General features: G+C 70.7%; 14 protein-coding genes. 9 read left to right on the top strand and 5 right to left on the bottom strand.

Annotation, left to right across the window (positions count from 1 at the left end; genetic code table 11):
- Positions 1-8 precede the first annotated feature (8 nt).
- Entirely contained in the window at positions 9-1,415 is a 1,407-nt protein-coding gene (locus tag EPO51_RS21200; RefSeq protein WP_293354320.1) for a sensor histidine kinase, read from the top strand.
- On the opposite strand, the gene EPO51_RS21195 is transcribed toward EPO51_RS21200, so the two are convergent.
- Entirely contained in the window at positions 1,412-1,828 is a 417-nt protein-coding gene (locus EPO51_RS21195; protein ID WP_293354318.1) for a DoxX family protein, read from the bottom strand. The genes EPO51_RS21200 and EPO51_RS21195 overlap by 4 nt on opposite strands.
- A 36-nt stretch (positions 1,829-1,864) precedes the next feature.
- Between EPO51_RS21195 and EPO51_RS21190 the strand changes: the two genes are divergently transcribed.
- The 5 genes from EPO51_RS21190 (at position 1,865) to EPO51_RS21170 (ending at position 6,781) form a co-directional block, all read left to right on the top strand.
- Positions 1,865-4,777, top strand: coding sequence for a bifunctional [glutamine synthetase] adenylyltransferase/[glutamine synthetase]-adenylyl-L-tyrosine phosphorylase (locus EPO51_RS21190; protein ID WP_293354316.1), 2,913 nt, complete (start codon positions 1,865-1,867; stop codon positions 4,775-4,777).
- 64 nt (positions 4,778-4,841) lie between these two features.
- Positions 4,842-5,291, top strand: coding sequence for an EF-hand domain-containing protein (locus tag EPO51_RS21185; RefSeq protein WP_293354314.1), 450 nt, complete (start codon positions 4,842-4,844; stop codon positions 5,289-5,291).
- 29 nt (positions 5,292-5,320) lie between these two features.
- Positions 5,321-5,875, top strand: a complete 555-nt coding sequence (locus tag EPO51_RS21180) for an RNA polymerase sigma factor (RefSeq protein ID WP_293354312.1) — start codon at positions 5,321-5,323, stop codon at positions 5,873-5,875.
- The gene (locus EPO51_RS21175) at positions 5,865-6,284 is read left to right on the top strand and encodes a hypothetical protein (protein ID WP_293354310.1); all 420 of its coding nucleotides are present in this window, start codon (positions 5,865-5,867) and stop codon (positions 6,282-6,284) included. Before EPO51_RS21180 ends, EPO51_RS21175 begins: the two co-directional genes overlap by 11 nt.
- Positions 6,281-6,781 (top strand): periplasmic heavy metal sensor, encoded by a 501-nt coding sequence (locus EPO51_RS21170; RefSeq protein ID WP_293354308.1) that lies wholly within the window; start codon positions 6,281-6,283, stop codon positions 6,779-6,781. The genes EPO51_RS21175 and EPO51_RS21170 overlap by 4 nt, the downstream gene beginning before the upstream one ends.
- On the opposite strand, the gene EPO51_RS21165 is transcribed toward EPO51_RS21170, so the two are convergent.
- Positions 6,734-8,551 (bottom strand): PAS domain-containing sensor histidine kinase, encoded by a 1,818-nt coding sequence (locus EPO51_RS21165; RefSeq protein ID WP_293354306.1) that lies wholly within the window; start codon positions 8,549-8,551, stop codon positions 6,734-6,736. The two genes, EPO51_RS21170 and EPO51_RS21165, sit on opposite strands and share 48 nt — an antisense overlap.
- 129 nt (positions 8,552-8,680) lie before the next feature.
- Positions 8,681-11,296: an aminopeptidase N gene (pepN, locus tag EPO51_RS21160; protein WP_293354304.1), complete on the bottom strand. Its 2,616-nt coding sequence runs from the start codon at positions 11,294-11,296 to the stop codon at positions 8,681-8,683.
- 127 nt (positions 11,297-11,423) lie between these two features.
- On the opposite strand from pepN, the gene EPO51_RS21155 reads away from it, so the two are divergent.
- A complete protein-coding gene (locus EPO51_RS21155) occupies positions 11,424-11,627 on the top strand; it encodes a hypothetical protein (protein ID WP_293354302.1) in 204 nt (67 codons plus the stop codon).
- A 289-nt stretch (positions 11,628-11,916) separates the two neighbouring features.
- Here EPO51_RS21155 and EPO51_RS21150 read toward each other — a convergent pair whose 3' ends face one another.
- Complete coding sequence (locus EPO51_RS21150; protein WP_293354300.1) at positions 11,917-12,654, bottom strand: PEPxxWA-CTERM sorting domain-containing protein; 738 nt, start codon at positions 12,652-12,654, stop codon at positions 11,917-11,919.
- Positions 12,655-12,963: 309 nt separating this feature from the next.
- On the opposite strand from EPO51_RS21150, the gene EPO51_RS21145 reads away from it, so the two are divergent.
- On the top strand, positions 12,964-14,076 hold the full coding sequence (locus tag EPO51_RS21145; RefSeq protein ID WP_293354298.1) for an acyl-CoA dehydrogenase family protein: 1,113 nt from the start codon (positions 12,964-12,966) through the stop codon (positions 14,074-14,076).
- Between the two features lie 166 nt (positions 14,077-14,242).
- Positions 14,243-15,481 (top strand): acyl-CoA dehydrogenase family protein, encoded by a 1,239-nt coding sequence (locus EPO51_RS21140; protein ID WP_293354296.1) that lies wholly within the window; start codon positions 14,243-14,245, stop codon positions 15,479-15,481.
- Here the strand turns inward: EPO51_RS21140 and EPO51_RS21135 are convergent.
- Positions 15,478-16,851: a glycosyltransferase gene (locus tag EPO51_RS21135; protein ID WP_293354294.1), complete on the bottom strand. Its 1,374-nt coding sequence runs from the start codon at positions 16,849-16,851 to the stop codon at positions 15,478-15,480. The genes EPO51_RS21140 and EPO51_RS21135 overlap by 4 nt on opposite strands.
- Positions 16,852-16,949 lie beyond the last annotated feature (98 nt).

Below are 16,949 nucleotides of genomic sequence, written 5' to 3'. Positions count from 1 at the left end.
CGCGCCGCATGGCGGTCAAGCTGCCGCGCATCTTCAGGACCACGCCGTTCCGGCTGACGCTGCTGTTCCTGGCGCTGTTCGCCAGCGCGGCCTCGGCCTTCCTCGCCTACATCTACGTGGCCACCGCTGGCGAGGCGACGCGGCGGACGGACCAGGAGATCCGCCGCGAGATGCGCAGCCTGGTCGACGTCTACGACCGGGCGGGGGTCGACGCGGTCAATCAGTCCCTGATCCAGCGCGCCGCCAGCGAGAAGCCGTTCCTCTACCTGTTGCTGACCAAGGACGGCCGGCGGATCTCCGGCTCGATCGAAGAGAGCCCTGTGGAGGACTTCGCGGGCGAGCCCGCCTGGGCCACCTTCCAGGTCACCGATGTCGACGCCCAGGGGCGCGAGGTGAAACATCCCGCCCGCGGCCTGCAGCAGAAGCTGCACGACGGCGAGATCCTGTTCGTGGGCGCCGACGCCGGCGAGGACGAGGCCTACGTCGCCCGCATCGTCCGCGCCCTGTGGGCCTCGGGCGCCCTGGTGGTGTTGCTGGGCCTGGCTGGCGGGGTGCTGGTCAGCCGCAACGTCTCGCGCACCATGGTCGACCTGATCAATGTCGTGGAGCGGGTGCGCAACGGCGAGCAGGGCGTCCGGGCCCGGGTGCGCGGCGCGCGCGACGAGTTCGACGAACTGGCCCAGGGCGTCAACGACATGCTGGATCGGCTGGAGCGCTCTATGCAGGGGCACAAGCACGCCGGCGACGCCATCGCCCACGACCTGCGCTCGCCGCTGACCCGCCTGCGGGCGCGGCTGGAGACCGCCTACATCGACGTGGAGGCGGGCAAGGGCAACGCCGAGGAGGCCCTGGCGCAGGCGCTGGAGGACACCGATGGCGTGCTGAAGACCTTCGGCGCCGTGCTCTCGATCGCCCGCCTGCAGGCCGCCGGCCAGGCGCCCAACCCGACCCTGTTCGACCCCGCGGAACTGGCCGCCGACATCTCCGAGCTCTACGAGCCCTTCTGCGAGGAGAAGAACCTCGAATACGCCGCCGAGACCGCCAAGGACCTGACCATTCGCGGCAACCGCGAGTTCCTGGCCCAGGCCCTGGCCAACCTGCTGGACAACGCGGTGAAGTACACGCCGCCCGGCGGGGCGATCATGTTGCGTGTGCGCCGGCGCTCGTCGGGCGAGGTGGAGTTCTCGGTCACGGACACCGGTCCGGGGGTGCCCGACGAGGATCGCGAGCGGGTCATCCAGCGTTTCGTGCGGCTGGAGAACAGCCGCAACGAGCCGGGCGCGGGCCTGGGCCTGTCCCTGGTGGCCGCTGTGGCCGAGGCGCACGGCGGGCGGCTGGAGCTGTCGGAAGGTCCGGGCAAGGTTGGGGAGATGGGGCCGGGCCTGCGCGTGGCCTTCATCCTCCCCCGCGCCTAAAGCCGGTCGTCGACGCTGAACCGGCCCGGTCCGTGGGTGGCCAGCACTAGGCCGATGCCGACCAGGCATTGTGAACCGAACGCGCCGCGCCAGCCCTGCAGGTGGTCCACCATCACGATGGCGATGACGAAGTTCGCGGCGCACGCCAGTCCCGCCCAGCGCGTCCCCAGGCCGAGGATGAACAGCACCCCGATCGCGAACTGCAGCCAGACGTCGAAGGCCGCCAGGATCTCGGGCGCGGGGAAGCCGTGCTGCCTCAGGAAGCCGGCGAAAGTCGCCATGTGCTCGGCGCTGGTGATGTTGTCCCAGACGCCCCAGACCAGGAAGGCGCCGGTGCCCAGCCGCAGGGCCAGGAAGGCGGCGTCCGAGCCTGTGGCCAGGGGCGCAAGCGTGATTGCGCGTGAAAGGCTCATTGCGGCGTCCTCCCGTCCGTCGCCATAAGGGGTGGCATGAGTCTGAGCGCCACCGAAAAGCGGCCGATGGCGGCGAACCTGCGGCCCAGCGGCCCGGTGCTGGACGCCAGGGCGGCCGAACGGCTGCACGACCTGATCGCGGAGCGGGCCTGGACGCCGGAGCTTGATCTGGCCTGGCCGGCGCTGGCGCCGGTGTTCGGCGCCTCGCCCTACCTGGCCGGCCTCGCGCGGCGCGACCCCAGGCGGCTGGGCGCCTTGCTGGCTGACGACCCGGACGTCCGGCTGGCGGATATCCTCCGTCGCACCGAGGCCGTGGCGGCGCTGCGGCCGCAGGAGGCCGTGGCGCCGCTGCGAATTCTGAAGCAGGAGCTGCACCTGCTGACCGCGCTGGCCGACCTCGGGGGCGTCTGGGACCTGGACCAGGTCACCGGCGCCTTGACCCGCTTCGCCGACGCCGCGGTCTCGGCGGCCCTCACGTCGGCGGCGCTGGGCGAGATCGAGGCCGGCCGGCTGCTGTCCCTGGGCAAGGGCGAACATGGCCCGGTCCCGGGCTGGTTCTGCATCGCCATGGGCAAGCAGGGCGCCTTCGAACTGAACTATTCCAGCGACATCGACGTCTCGGTCTTCTTCGATCCCGAGACCCTGGGCGCGGTCCTGGCCGAGGGCGTGGAGGTCCAGGCCTTCGCTGTGCGCCTGACGCAACGGGTGTCCGACCTGATGCAGGCCCGCACCGCGGACGGCTACGTCTTCCGCATGGACCTGCGCCTGCGGCCCGATCCCTCCTCGACCCCGCCCGCCGTACCCGTACCGGCGGCGCTGGAGTACTACGAGACCGTCGGCCAGAACTGGGAGCGGGCGGCCTTCATCAAGGCGCGCGCCTGCGCCGGCGACCTCCTCGAGGCGAAGGCGTTCCTCGGCGAACTGATCCCCTACATCTGGCGCAAGAACCTCGACTTCGCCGCCATCGCCGACATCCATTCGATCAAGCGCCAGATCCACGCCCACAAGGTCGACGAGCGCGTCTCGGCCAAGGGCGTCGACCTGAAGCTGGGCCGCGGCGGCATCCGCGAGATCGAGTTCTACGTCCAGACCCAGCAGCTCATCCTGGGCGGCCGCCATCCCGAGCTGCGCAGCCCGCGCACCCTGGACGCGCTGCGGGCGCTGGCGGACGCCGGCCATGTCACCGAGGCGGCCGCCGCCGAACTCACCGAGGCCTACCTTCGCCTGCGCGCCGTCGAGCATCGCATCCAGATGCTCGAGGACGAGCAGACCCACCGCCTGCCCGAGTCCGACGCCGACCGGAAGCGGGTGGCCGCGCTCGCGGGCCACGCCCCGCTGCGAAGTTTCGACGCCGAGATCACCCGCACCCTGAAGGCCGTGAACGCCCGCTATGGCGAACTCTTCGCCGAGGAGGAGCAACTTTCTTCCCGGTTCGGCAGCCTGGTGTTCACCGGCGTCGACGACGACCCGGAGACCCTGGCCACCATCAAACGGATGGGCTTCTCCGACCCGCCCCGCGTCTCGCAGACCATCCGCAACTGGCATCATGGCCACGTGGCCGCCACGCGCACCGAACGGGGCCGGGAGCTGTTCACCCGCCTGGCGCCGCGCCTGCTGGAGGCGGCCCAGGCTACGGGCGCCCCCGATCCGGCCTTCAACCGCTTCTGCGAGTTCTTCGGCGGCATCTCCAGCGGGGTGCAGTTGCAGTCGCTGTTCCTGGCCCAGCCCAAGCTGTTCGAGCTGGTGGTCCAGGTGCTGGCCTTCGCGCCCTACCTCGCGGCCACCCTGGCGCGCCGCCCGGCCGCAATCGACGCCATGGTGGACCCGGACTTCTTCTCCGAGATCGAGATCGCCGACGAGCGCGCCGACATGGAGCGCCAGATCGCCCGCGCCGCGGGCTTCGAGGACGCCATGGATGTGGTCCGCCGCATCCATCGCGAGCAGGCCTTCCGGGTGGGCGTGCAGGTGATGAGCGGGGCCGCTTCGGCCGAGGTCGCTGGGCGCGCCTTCGCCGACCTGGCCGACCTTTGCATCCAGACCCTGGCGCCCGCCGCCCTGGCCGAGGCGGTGCGGATGGGCGGCGCCTTCCCCGGCGAGGTGGCCGTCGTGGCCCTGGGCAAGTGCGGCTCGCGCGAGATGAGCGCCAGCTCGGACCTCGACCTCATGACCCTGTACCGCGCCGCGGATCCGGCGGCGGCCTCGGAAATCAAGGGCTGGGACGCCTCCACCTTTTACGGCCGCTTCACCCAGCGGCTGATCGCGGCGCTGTCCAGCCCAACCGCCGAGGGCCAGCTCTACGAGGTGGACATGCAGCTCCGCCCGTCCGGCACCAAGGGACCGGTGGCGGTGAGCTTCGCGGCCTTCGACCACTACTACCAGGGCGAGGCCGAGACATGGGAACTGCTGGCCCTGACCCGCGGGCGGGTGGTCTGGGCGACCTCCGACGCCTTCGCCGCCGACGCCCAGTCGGCCATCGAGGCTGCGCTGCGCCGCCCGCGCGACGCCGGGAAGACGGCCCGCGACGTGCGCGAGATGCGCCAGCTGCTGGAAGACGAGCGGCCGCCCAAGGGTGACTGGGACCTGAAGCTGTCGCCCGGCGGCCTGGTGGACATCGAGTTCGCCGCTCAGTTCCTGCAGATCGTCCATGCGGCGGACGGCGGGCCGCTGGCCCCCAACACAGCCGCGGCGCTCGACGCCCTGGGCGGGGCGGGTCTGGCGCCGCCCGAGCCACTGGACGCTCTGTGCGATGCCTGGCGCCTGCAGCAGAACCTGACCCAGCTCCTCAAGGTGGCCCTGGGCGACAATCCCGACCCCGATGGGGAGCCCAAGGCCTTCCAGGCCCTGCTCGCCCGCGCCGGCGGGGCCAAGACGTTCAAGGCGCTCAGGACCAGGCTGGAGGCGGCGCAGGCGCGCGCGCGGACGGCCTATCTGGCGCTGGTGAACGGATAGCGACGGACTTCGCCGCCTCGGCCGTTCAAGTCGCGAGGGCACGACACCAAAGTCCCGAGGATCCATGACACGACTTCTTCTCAGCCTGGCCGCGGCCACGCTTCTCGCCACCGCCGCCCAGGCCCAGCCTGCGCCCGGCCGCGAACCGCCGAACCCCGACACCAACCGCGACGGCAAGGTGACCCTGGCCGAGTTCAAGGCCGTCAACGCCGAGCGCCAGACCCGCATGTTCGCCCGCATGGACGCCAACAAGGACGGCAAGATCACGCAAGCCGAAGCCGACGCCGCCGCCAAGAAGGCCGACGCGGCCGGACGGAAGGGGCCGAACGGCGGTCCGCCCGGGGGCATGCTGATGCGCATGGACGCCAACAAGGACGGCGCCGTCACCAAGATCGAGCTCAGCGCGATGAGCGAGCGGCGCTTCCAGACCGCCGACACCAACAAGGATGGGTGGCTCTCCAAGGGCGAGTTGCTCATGATGCGGCAGCGGCGTGGCGGCGCAGGCGCCCAATAGTCCGCCCGCCGCCTTAGGCGAGGTCAGGCTTGGGAGATCCCGACGAGGAGCTCTTGTCGCGCGTCGCGTCGGGCGATCCGGCCGCGGCGCGTGCGCTGGTCGCGCGAAAGCTTCCACGCCTGCTTTCCCTGGCCGGCCGCATGCTGGGGGACGGCGCGGAGGCGGAGGACGTGGCCCAGGACGCCTTCCTGCGGGTCTGGAAACAGGCGCCCACGTGGCGGCCGGGCGCGGCGCGGTTCGATACATGGCTGCATCGCGTGGCGCTGAACCTCTGCTACGACCGGCTTCGCCGCCGGCGCGAACTGGCCTACGCCGAACCGCCCGAGCAGACGGACGAAGGTCCGGGGCCGGACCGCGGCCTTCAGGCGCTGGACGCCGGACGGCGCGTGGCCCAGGCGCTCCAGGCCCTGCCGGACCGCCAGCGCGAGGCCATCGTACTCTGCCACTATCAGGAACTCGGCAACATCGAGGCCGCCGCCGTGATGGGCGTGAGTGTCGAGGCCATGGAGAGCCTGCTGGGCCGTGGCCGCCGCGCCCTGCGTGTCGCGCTGATCGACATGAAGGAGGGACGGCATGACTCCTGACCGCTTCGAAACCCTCGCGGAGGCCTACGGCGGCGACGTCGCCCGCTGGCCGGACACCGACCGGGAGGCCGCCGCCGCCCTGATGGCGGCCGAGCCGGCGTGGGCGAGGGATGCCCTGGCCCGCGCCGCGGACCTGGACGCGGCGCTGGACGGCTATGCCGCGCCGCGCGGATCGACGGGGCTCGCCGACCGGATCGCGGCCGGCGCGCCGAAGGCTCGGGCCCGCTGGGTGGGTTGGCTGTTGCCGGCGGGCATGGGCGTCGGCCTGGCCACGGCCTGTGCGGCGGGGGTGATCGCGGGCGCGCAACTCCATGCCGCGTCATCAGCGCCGGCTGCGTCAGATGCGGACGCTCTGGTCACCGCGGTCGGCGACGACGACTTCAGCCTCTACCTGGACGAGGACGCATGATCGAACGGCCGATCCTCCACGGCGCGCTGTTCGTGTCGCTGGCCCTGAACGTGTTCGTGGGCGGCGCCTTCGTGGGCGCGCACCTGACCAAGGCGAAGGACGCGGCTCCCGCGGCCACGGCGCCCGGCCCGGGCCAGCCGCGCAACCCGCTCCTCACGGCCATACGCGCGCTGCCGCCCGAGCATCAGGCGGCCTGGCGCGACCAGAACCCGGAGTACGCCCGCACCTATGGCCCCAAGGTGCGCGAGGCCCGGACACTGGTGCGCGAGACGATGCGCGGCCTCGGCGCTCAGACGTTCGACGCCGACATGGCGCTGGCCAGCCTGGCCCGGGCGAGGGACCTGGAGCACGAGAGCCGGATGGCCATGGATCGCCGGCTGGTCGCCTTCGCCGCGACCCTGCCGCAGGCCGAACGCGCCGCGTTGGGCGACGCGCTGGCCAAGCCCCGGCTAGGCCGCAACAGTGATGGCCGCCGGCCGGCTCTGGCGGACCGGTAGGGCGAAGCTGGCGGCCGTGCCCTGGCCGGGCGCGCTCTTCAGGTCCAGCAGGCCGCCGTGCATCTCGACCAGCGACTTGGTCAGGGCGAGGCCCAGGCCGGTGCCCTGGGTGGTCTTGGAATGCTGGCTCTCCACCTGCTCGAACGGCCGCGCCAGCCGCTCCAGATCGGATGCGGAGATGCCGATGCCGGTGTCCTGCACGCTGATCCGCACGCGCTCGCCCATGGCGTCTTCGCGCCGCTCGCCGCGGACCGTGACCCGGCCGCCGCGCGGGGTGAACTTGATGGCGTTGGAGAGCAGGTTGAGCAGGACCTGCTTCACGGCCCGGTGGTCGGCCTCCACGTCGGGCAGGTCGACGAAGTCCAAGATCAGGTTGAGGCCGGCGGCCTCGGCGCGGTTGCGGACCAGGCGCAGGGCGTCCTCGGCGATCTCCTCCAGGCAGACCGGTTCGAACCGCAGGGTCAGCTTGCCCGCCTCGATCTTCGACATGTCGAGGATGTCGTTGATCAGGGCCAGCAGGTGCTGGCCGGAGCTCAGGATGTCGCGGCAGTAGTCGCGGTAGCGGGCGTCGCCCAGCGGGCCGTACATCTCGCCGGCCATGATCTCGGAGAAGCCGTTGATGGCGTTCAGCGGCGTACGCAGCTCGTGGCTCATATTGGCCAGGAACTCGCTCTTGGCCTGGCTGGCGCCCTCGGCGCGGATCTTCTCGGCCTCGTACTTGCGGGCCAGCTCCGAGAGCTGCTCCTGGCTCTGTTCCAGGTTGATGACCGCGCGGCGGAGTTCCTCCTCCTTGATCCGGCGAGCCTCCTCCTGGGTCTTCAGCACGGTGATGTCGGCGGCGGTGACCACCAGGCCGCCTTCGGCCGTGGGGCGTTCCGAGATCTGCACCCAGCGGCCGTCCGACAGCTCGGCCTCGCGCACGCCGCGGCGGCCGCCCGGAGCGGGGTACTCCTGGCGGATGGCCAGGCGCGCGGCGCGCTCGACCTGCTCGCGGCCGACGCCGGCCTTCAGGATCTCGGGGTCGAGCTGGAAGTAGCTCCGGAAGTTCTTGTTGCACATCACCAGCCGGCCGTTGCGGTCCCACAGGACGAAGGCCTCGGAGGTGCTTTCGATGGCGTCGCGCAGGCGGCCCTCGGCGGACTGGGCGCGGGCCTGGGCCAGCCGCTCCTCGGTGACGTCCAGGGCCACGCCGATGATGCGGGCGAAGCCGCCGTCGGGGCTGTCGCCGAAGCCGCGGCCGCGGAAGTCGATCCAGACCGGGCGGGCGCCGGCGATCGGCGGCACCCGGAACGAGACGTCGAAGTCGCCGTAGATGGCGGCGGTGGACAGCGCCTCGCGCATGTCGTCGCGGTGTCCGGGGGCGACGCGGTCCAGAACCTGCTGGCCGTCCACCAGGCCGGTGCGCCAGCCGAACAGGCTGGCGGTGACCTCGGACATGAAGATCTGGTCGGCGGCCAGGTCCCATTCCCAGATGCCGCAGCGCGCAGCCTCGACAGCCATGCGGAAGCGCTGCTCGGAATCGGCGCGGGCGGCCTGCACCCGCTCGACGCGGCGCATCTCCTGGATCAGCAGCATGCCCATGGCGATGGCGGCGGCGATCGGGACGAGGAACCATGCCGCCAGCTCGATCCGGCCGGGCGCCAGCTGCGTCAGCCGCAGGAGGCCCAGCGCACCGACCACGGTCAGCAGGCCGATGACGGTGAGGATGGCCGGGCGGGAATAGAGCCGGGTTCCGGATACACGCCCGCGGCCGCGCCTTTCGGGCGTCACGCCTGCGATATTCTGCCCCCCGCGTCCGGCCAAGGCCGCCGCTCCCTCATCGCCCGCCGCCCGGTCTCCCGAACCGGACGGAAGTCTAAGCTGATCCGTAGCCCGCGGTCATCGCGGGCAATCGAAACATCAGTCGAGTGCGCGAGTGGCCAATTCGTAAACGTTCTTCGACAGGCCCTCGATCGCGACAATACGCTCCAGCTCTGCACGCATGAGTTGGCCCAGTTCGGGCTTCAGCCGCTTCCAGCCGCCGAGCGGGTCGACGAGGCGCGCCGCGGTCATCGGATTGAACCGGTCCACGGCGATGATCTGGTCGGCCAGGAAGCGGTAGCCCGCGCCGCTGGGATCGTGGAAGCGGGCCGGGTTGAAGTTGGCGAGGCTGGAGACCAGCGCCCGCAGCCGGTTGGGGTTCTTCTCGTCGAAGGCGGGGTGGGCGGTGAGGCCCAGGATCCGGCCCAGGGCCTCCTCGCCGGGGTCGCGCGCCTGCAGGGCGAACCATTTGTCGACCACCAGGGGCTCGTCCTTCCAGCGGGCGTAGAAATCGGCGAGCGCCTCCTCGTACAGCGGCCCGCCGATCAGCATCAACGCGTTCAGGCCGCCGATCATATCGGTCATGTTGATGGACGCCTGGTAGTGGCCGAAGGCGATGTCGGCGATCTCGGCGCGGGGATTGGCGGCCATCAGCTCCAGAGCCGCGTTGCGCAGGGCCCGCCGCCCCGCGCCGGCGGCGTCGGGCGAGAATTGGGCAAGGTCCTGCAGGCCGGTGTGGATGTGGCGCAGCTCGGCGTTCAGGTGCAGCGCCAGCCGCAGCCGAAGGGCGTCGCGGGCCTGGTGGATCGCGGCGGGGTCGACGGGATTGCGCAGCAGCGCCAGGTCGGTCTCCGCCGGCAGGGCCAGCAGAAGGGCCTTGAACGCCGGGTCGGAGGCCTGGTCGACCAGGGCGCGGCCGACGGCCTCGGCGTAACGCTCCTCGCCGACCTCGTTCGGCTTGCCGGCGGCGCGGCTGAGGATCAGGTCGGCGGCCAGGTCTTGGCCGGCCTCCCAGCGGTTGAACAGGTCCGGGTCGGAGGCGAGCTGGACGTAGCGCTCCTTGGGCTGGGCGTCGGTCTTGAGCACCACCGGGGCCGAGAAGCCGCGCAGCGCCGAGACCACCGGCAGGCTGTCGACGCCGGTCAGGGTCAGCTTCATCTCGGCCTTGTCGAGCACCACCACGGTCTCGTCGACCGCCTGGCCGTCGCGTTCGAAGGCCAGGGTGCGGCCCTCGTGGTCCAGCAGCCCCAGGGTCACCGGGATCGGCAAGGGCCGCTTGGCCTCCTGGCCGTTGGTGGGCGGATTGGCCTGGGTCAGGGTCAGCTCGAGGGATTTGGTCGCCTCGTCGTAGGTCCCGGCCACCGAGACCCGCGGGGTGCCGGCCTGTTCGTACCAGGCGAAGAAGTCGGTCAGGTCGCGGCCCGACACCTCGGCGAAGCATTCAATGAAGGCCTCCACCGTCGTCGCGTGGCCGTCCCAGCGGTCGAAGTAGAGGTCCATGCCCTTCCGGAACGCCTCGGCCCCGATCAGGGTCTTCAGCATCCCGATGACCTCGGAGCCCTTCTCGTAGATCGTCGCCGTGTAGAAGTTCTCGATCTTCATGTAGGCCGCAGGCCGGACCGGGTGGGCCAGCGGCCCCTGGTCCTCGGCGAACTGGCGCATACGCAGCGCCTTCACCGCCTTGATGCGTCCCACGGCATGGCCGCGCATGTCCGCGCAGAAGCCCTGTTCGCGGAAGACCGTCAGGCCCTCCTTCAGGCAGAGCTGGAACCAGTCGCGGCAGGTGATGCGGTTGCCGGTCCAGTTGTGGAAATACTCATGGGCGACCACGGCCTCGATGCGTTCGTAGTCCACGTCGGTCGCGGTCGCCGGGTCGGCCAGCAGGAGCGAGGAGTTGAAGACGTTCAGCCCCTTGTTCTCCATGGCCCCGAAGTTGAAGTCGCGGACGGCGACGATCATGAACAGGTCCAGGTCGTACTCGCGGCCGTAGGCCTCCTCGTCCCACTTCATCGAACGCTTCAGGGCGTCCATGGCGTAGGCGGCGCGCGGCGCCATGCCGGGATCGACGAAGATGCGCAGATCCACGACGCGGCTGCTCATGGTGGTGAGCTTGTCCTCCAGCACGTCCAGCTCACCGCCGACCAGGGCGAACAGGTAGCTGGGCTTGGGGAAGGGGTCGTTCCAGACGGCGAAGTGGCGGCCGCCGGGCAGGTCGCCCTGGTCGACCAGGTTCCCGTTGGCCAGCAGGTGACGGATCGCCTTGTCGGCCTCGATCCGCACCGTGTACCTGGACAGCACGTCGGGCCGGTCGGGCCAGAAGGTGATCTTCCGGAAGCCCTCGGACTCGCACTGGGTGCAGTAGCGGCCGCCCGACATGTAGAGGCCTTCCAGCGCCTTGTTGTTCTCCGGGTCGATCTCGACCTCGGTCTCCAGGCTGAAGGCGTCCGGCGCGTCCGGGATGGTGAGGAACTCGTCGTCGATCGTGCGCTCGCCCTCGGCCAGCACCCGTCCGTCGATGGCCACCGACAGCGGCTTCAGCCGCTCGCCGTTGAACACCAGCGGGTCCTTGTGGTCGCCGTTGCGGCGCACCGCCAGCCTCGCCTTCACCCGGGTGGTGTTGGGGGCCAGGTCGAAGGTCAGATGGACCTCATCTACCAGGAAGGCCGGCGGACGATACTCGGAGAGGCGGATCGGCTGGGGCGTGTCGGTGCGCATGGCGCCCATCTAGGCGTCGGAGTTGGGCGGCGCCAAGGCGTGTGGGCGCAACTTTCGGGGTCGGCGGGGTCGATGGTGGACAGAACCATGTTATCCAAAGCAAGGATCGTCACGTAGATGAGCTGGGGTGGCGGCGTTGACGAGCTACAGGATCTACTACGTCGGGCCCGGCGGCCGCCTGCGGGAGGGCGAGGCGCTCCAGGCGTCCGGCGACGACGAGGCCGTGGACAAGACCCGCGCCCTGCTGCCGCCCGACGAGGCGGCGGAGCTGTGGGAGGGCGGACGCCTGGTCGGCAGCTTCTCCAGGACGCACGCCTTCAGCCCCGGTTGAGGCGGTGCGGCAGGGGAACCACGGAAAGCACGGAAGGGCGCCCGGAGGGCGGGGCCTCTCCGGGATCTTTCCGTGTTCTTCGTGTTTTCCGTGGTTCGTTTGGATCGGCGTCTCGCGCCGTTCAGGCGGAATCGTCGGGCGGGTCCGGCTTGTCGTCTTCGTCCTGGTCCGCCGGGGAGTTTCCCCCTCGTGTCATGGTGGTCTTCGCTTCGCGAAATCGGGACGACACGAGAGGGCGCGTGGGGCTCCACCCCCACGCGCTCTACCGCCGGCTGACGCCGCCAGGGGCTCAGGCGCCCAGCATCGTCCCGCGACGGCGGCGCAACGCCATGCCCATGGCGCCGAAGCCGACCAGAAGCAGGGCCCAGGTGGCGGGTTCCGGCACCGGGTTCACGCCGCAATAGCCGCCGGTGCAGCGGATGAAGGTGGAGGCATTGTCGCCGTTCAGCGCCACGTCCTGCGGACCACCCAGCACCACCATCTTGCCCGGGCCATAGGGACCGGTAATAGCGGCCTGCATGGTCTCGGTGGTCGCGCCGGCCGGCGAGGTGAAGGTGTAGCCGAAGAAGTTGAAATGGTCCGTCGACGGGGGCGTATAGCCATCGGGACCCCAATCGAAGTTGACCACCATCAGACCGGCGAGGTTGTCGATCGAGACGCTGCTGGTCATCGCGCCGTTCGCCTGCTGAAGCACGAACGTCGACAGCCAGGCGGGGTCGGGCGCGCCGGTGATCACCGCCGGCGCGGCGATCGAGGGGTCGGCGCCGAAGTCGCCGAACCAGCCGAACTGGACGATCTGGTACGCGGCCGGGTCGTATTGCAGGGTCACGCGTCCCTTCAGTATGGCGCTGGTGGCGACGGGGTCCCACCAGCCGATACCGTCCTCGTTCCAGGGCAGGGTGCCGACGATGGCGCTGCCGATGCTGACCCCATTGCCGACGATCGGCACCAGAGCGAACGAGTTGCCGACCACGCCGAACAGTAGGGCGAAGGCGATCGCCATGACCCGGAAGCAAGATGACTTCATGTCGTCCCTCGTTTCAGTCCAGCCTTCGGCGCCCGCCCCCAGGGCATAGAAAGCTGATCGCGTTGATGAAAATCTGCAGCGGGAGCGCGCCGTCTGTCAGACGCGAGGAAAATTAACCCTAGTGGGCGGCGGCCTCCTTGATCTGGATCACCTCGCGCTGCGCCGCACTGCGCCGCGCCGAGGGCCCGCGAACTGCAGCCGCCGGGCCCCCGTGGCCTGACGCGAGGTCACGCTTTTCTTGAGCCTCGTCCGCGCGCAATGCTTGGCCCGTAGGAAACGCCAGACCGGTCAAGCCGGCGGGACAGGGCCATGAATTTCGATTTCTCGGACGACCAGAAGTTCCTGAAGAACGAGGCGCGGAAGTTCCTTGAGGCGAACTGTCCGACCAGCCGGGTGCGGAAGGTGCTGGACGACGACGCCAAGGCCTATGACGCCGAGCTCTGGGCGGCCGTCGCCGGGCAGGGCTGGCTGGGGGCGGCGATCCCCGAGCAGCACGGCGGGCTGGGGCTGGGGCATATCGAGCTCTGCGCCATCGCCGAAGAGCTGGGCCGGGTGGTGGCTCCGATCCCGTTCGCGTCCACGGTCTATTTCCTGGCCGAGGCGCTGATGCTGGCCGGGTCCGACGCACAGAAGGCCGCGCTGCTGCCGAAGATCGCGGCGGGTGAGGTCATCGGCTGCGTGGCGACGTCGGAGGGGCCGGGCCTGCTGAGCGCCGCGGCGGTGCACGCGAGCGTGTCCGGCGGCAAGCTCTCGGGCGTGAAGCTGCCGGTGACGGACGGCGACATCGCCACCCACGCCCTGGTCCTGGCCAAGGAGAACGGCCAGCCGGGGCTGTTCCTGGTGGAGATGTCCTCGGGTGTGACGCGTGAGCCGCTTCAGACCTTGGACCCCACCCGCGACGCGGCGAAGCTGACGTTCAGCGGCGCCTCGGCGGAGCGGCTGGGCGCGGCGGGCGAGGGGCTGGCGCTGCTGGAGCAGGTGACCGACCGGGCCGCGGTGCTGCTGGCCTTCGAGCAGTGCGGCGGCGCCGACCGCTGCCTGGAGATGGCCAAGGCCTATGCGCTGGAGCGCTACGCCTTCGGCCGGCTGATCGGGAGCTACCAGGCCATCAAGCACAAGCTGGCCGACATCTACGTCAAGAACGAGCTGGCGCGGTCCAACGCCTACTACGGGGCCTGGGCGCTGAACACCAATGCGCCGGAGCTGCCCATCGCGGCAAGCGCGGCGCGGATCGCGGCGTCGGAGGCCTTCTGGTTCGGCGCCAAGGAGAACATCCAGACCCACGGCGGCATCGGCTTCACCTGGGAGGTGGACGCCCACCTCTACTACCGCCGCTCGCGCCAGCTCAGCCTCGTGGCCGGCGCGCCGCGGGTCTGGAAGGAGCGGCTCGTAAGCCACCTGGAACGGCGTAACGCGGCATGAGAACCGCCGGAGGCGGGAATTTTGGAACCACGGACCACGCGAACCGCACGGACGGGCGAAGGGGGCGAGGCCTTGGCGCCATCGGCTTCCTCGTCAGTGTGGTCCGTGTGGTCCGTGGTTTATCGCGCGCAAGCGCGCCTTGCTGATTTGACGATGGGGACCGGGAATGGATTTCAACGACTCTCCTGAAGAGGCCGCCTACCGCGCCGAAGTGCGCGCCTGGCTGGAGGCCAATGCGCCGAAGACCCGCACGGCGGGGGCCGCCGACGAGCTGGAGGGCGGCGGCGACTCGATGGCGGCGTCCAAGGCCTGGCAGGCCCGCAAAGCCTCCGCAGGGTACGCCCAGATCACCTGGCCCAAGGAGTGGGGAGGCCAGGGCGGCACGCCGATCCAGCAGGTGATCTTCAACGCGGAGGAGGCCAAGTATCCGGTGCCGCCGAACCCGTTCCAGATCGGACTGGGCATGTGCGTGCCGACCGTGATGGCCTTCGCCGACGCCGAGACCAAGACCCGGTTCGTGGGCCCGGCCCTGCGCGGCGAGGAGATCTGGTGCCAGCTGTTCTCCGAGCCCTCCGGCGGGTCCGACGTGGCGGCGGCGCGGACCAAGGCGGTGCGCGCGGACGACGGCTCGGGCGACTGGATCATCTCGGGCCAAAAGGTGTGGACGACGGGGGCCCAGTTCTCGAACTTCGGCATCGTCATCGTCCGCACCGATCCCGAGGCGCCCAAGCACAAGGGCATGACCATGTTCTGGGTCGACATGAGCGATCCGGGGATCGAGGTCAGGCCCATCCACCAGATGTCCGGTGGCTCGGGCTTCAACGAGGTGTTCTTCACCGATGTGCGGGTGAAGGACAGCCAGCGGCTGGGGGCGGTCAATGACGGCTGGAAGGTCAGCCTGGTCACCCTGATGAACGAGCGGCTGGCGGTGGGCGGACCGTCGGGCGCGGGCTGGAGCCAGTTCCTGGAGGCGGCGCGCGGGATCACCGGCTTCGACGGCGCGCCGGTGATCAAGGACCAGGCGGTGCGCGAGAAGCTGGCCGACTGGTACGTGCAGACCAAGGGGCTGGAGCACACCCGCAACCGCACCATGACCGCGCTCAGCCGCGGCCAGACGCCGGGGCCGGAGAGCTCGATCGGCAAGGTGGTCGCCGCGGTCCAGATGCAGGAGCTGGGCAACGCCGCGGTCGAGATGCTGGATCAGTACGGGATCATCAACGACCCGGCGCTGGCCCCGCTGAAGGGCGGCTTCCACGCCTCGCTGATGGGCGCGCCGGGGCTGCGCATCGCCGGCGGCACGGACGAGATCCTGAAGAACATCATCGCCGAGCGCGTCCTGGGCCTGCCCGGCGACATCCGGGTCGACAAGGACGTGGCGTTCAAGGACCTGCCGACGGGGCGTTAGGCCGTCAGCGGCAGGGGTTCGCGGCTGGAGATCAGGCTGCTGTAGAGCCGCGTCAGGGCCTCGAAGGTCGCGTCCCAGCCGTGGCGGGTCTCGGCGCGCCGCCGCGCGGCCTGGGAGATGGCGGCCATGTCGCGGGCGAACAGGGCCTCGATGGCCTCGGCCAGGCCTGAGGGCTCCACGTTGTCGGCGGGCTGGCCCACCGAGGCGTCGATGAGCTCGCCGACCCCGCCCCGGCGCGAGCCGACCACCGGCAGGCCGGCGGCCATGGCCTCCAGGACGAACAGGCCGAAGATCTCGTTCTCGTTGGCGTGCAGGGCTGCGTCGCAGGAGGCGAGCAGGGTCGCCAGGCGGACGGGGTCGCGCTCGAAATCGAGGCTGATCACGTTGGGCGACCACGCCGCGTCCTTGCCGGCGCCCACCAGCAGCAGCTTGTAGGGCGCGCCCAGGCGCTCGACGGCGGCGACCATGGAGTCGATGTTCTTCTCCCGCGCCGGGCGGCCGGCGAAGACCAGCAGGCGGGTGTCGGCGGCCAGGCCCAGCTTGCGGAGCAGGCGGGGGCGGTCGCCGCGGGCGGGGTCGAACAGGGCGGTGTCGACGCCCAGTTGCTGGATCGACATGCGGTGGACGCCGGCGTCGGCCAGGCGCGCGGCCATGTGCCGGCTGGGGGCGACCACATGGTCGAACCGCTGATAGGCCTGGGCCCAGAAGTTGAAGGTGGGCGCCTCGGCCCACTCGCCGAAGTGCAGGGCGGCCAGGGCCGCGGCGTCGGTGTGGCAGAAGCCCACCACAGGGACCCCCAGGGCCTCACCGGCGTAGAGCGCGGCGTGGCCGGGCACGAAGACGTCGCCGGCCTCGATCACGTCGGGCTCCAGCAGCCGCAGCACGGTCTCCCACTTCGACAGGCTGGCCGGCATCCGGTAGCCGTTGCCGAAGGGCAGGCGGGTGGCCGCCACGGTCACCAGGCCATCGGCCTCGGCGCGGGTCCGGGCCCCGGGCACGACCAAGGTATGGCGCACGTCCGGCCGCCGCCGGGCTAGCCAGGCCCGCTTGGCCATCAGGTAGCGCTTCACGCCGCCGGACTGCGGCGCGTACATCATAGTCGTGTCGATCAGGTGGAAGCCCGCCGGGCCATGCGGCTCGGTCAGCGAGGCGGCGGCCTCGGGTTCGAGGCGGATCAGGTTGGCGTACCTGGGGGCGGTGGCGTCGAACACGCGGCCCGATCTCCGTGCGATGATGCTGCTGGCGGCGGCGTTGAACAGATCGGCCGAAGACTCCGGCCCGACGACCTTGGCCTTGAGGGCCTTAAGGGTCGCGCGCCGGATCGGTCGTCTCTTCCTGAGCGGGGCCAGCGGGGAATCCCTTCCGGACATGCAGCCTGGCCATACTAGCCGGCCGGGACGGGATGTCATGGCTTACGGCGGCGCTTTCAAGGCCGTTGCGTTCCGCGCGCGCAATCATGACGGGGCTC

Origin of the sequence: Phenylobacterium sp., assembly GCF_004297125.1 — a bacterium.
Classification (GTDB): Bacteria; Pseudomonadota; Alphaproteobacteria; order Caulobacterales; family Caulobacteraceae; genus Phenylobacterium.
The sequence above is the reverse complement of the archived record's forward strand: the minus strand, read 5'-3'. Positions and strand labels throughout refer to the sequence as shown.

Coding starts and splice junctions, on each gene's coding strand:
- EPO51_RS21200 (WP_293354320.1), top strand. CDS start 9: ATGGCGGTCAAGCTGCCGCGCATCTTCAGGACCACGCCGTTCCGGCTG.
- EPO51_RS21195 (WP_293354318.1), bottom strand. CDS start 1,828: ATGAGCCTTTCACGCGCAATCACGCTTGCGCCCCTGGCCACAGGCTCG.
- EPO51_RS21190 (WP_293354316.1), top strand. CDS start 1,865: ATGAGTCTGAGCGCCACCGAAAAGCGGCCGATGGCGGCGAACCTGCGG.
- EPO51_RS21185 (WP_293354314.1), top strand. CDS start 4,842: ATGACACGACTTCTTCTCAGCCTGGCCGCGGCCACGCTTCTCGCCACC.
- EPO51_RS21175 (WP_293354310.1), top strand. CDS start 5,865: ATGACTCCTGACCGCTTCGAAACCCTCGCGGAGGCCTACGGCGGCGAC.
- EPO51_RS21170 (WP_293354308.1), top strand. CDS start 6,281: ATGATCGAACGGCCGATCCTCCACGGCGCGCTGTTCGTGTCGCTGGCC.
- pepN (WP_293354304.1), bottom strand. CDS start 11,296: ATGCGCACCGACACGCCCCAGCCGATCCGCCTCTCCGAGTATCGTCCG.
- EPO51_RS21150 (WP_293354300.1), bottom strand. CDS start 12,654: ATGAAGTCATCTTGCTTCCGGGTCATGGCGATCGCCTTCGCCCTACTG.
- EPO51_RS21145 (WP_293354298.1), top strand. CDS start 12,964: ATGAATTTCGATTTCTCGGACGACCAGAAGTTCCTGAAGAACGAGGCG.
- EPO51_RS21140 (WP_293354296.1), top strand. CDS start 14,243: ATGGATTTCAACGACTCTCCTGAAGAGGCCGCCTACCGCGCCGAAGTG.
- EPO51_RS21135 (WP_293354294.1), bottom strand. CDS start 16,851: ATGTCCGGAAGGGATTCCCCGCTGGCCCCGCTCAGGAAGAGACGACCG.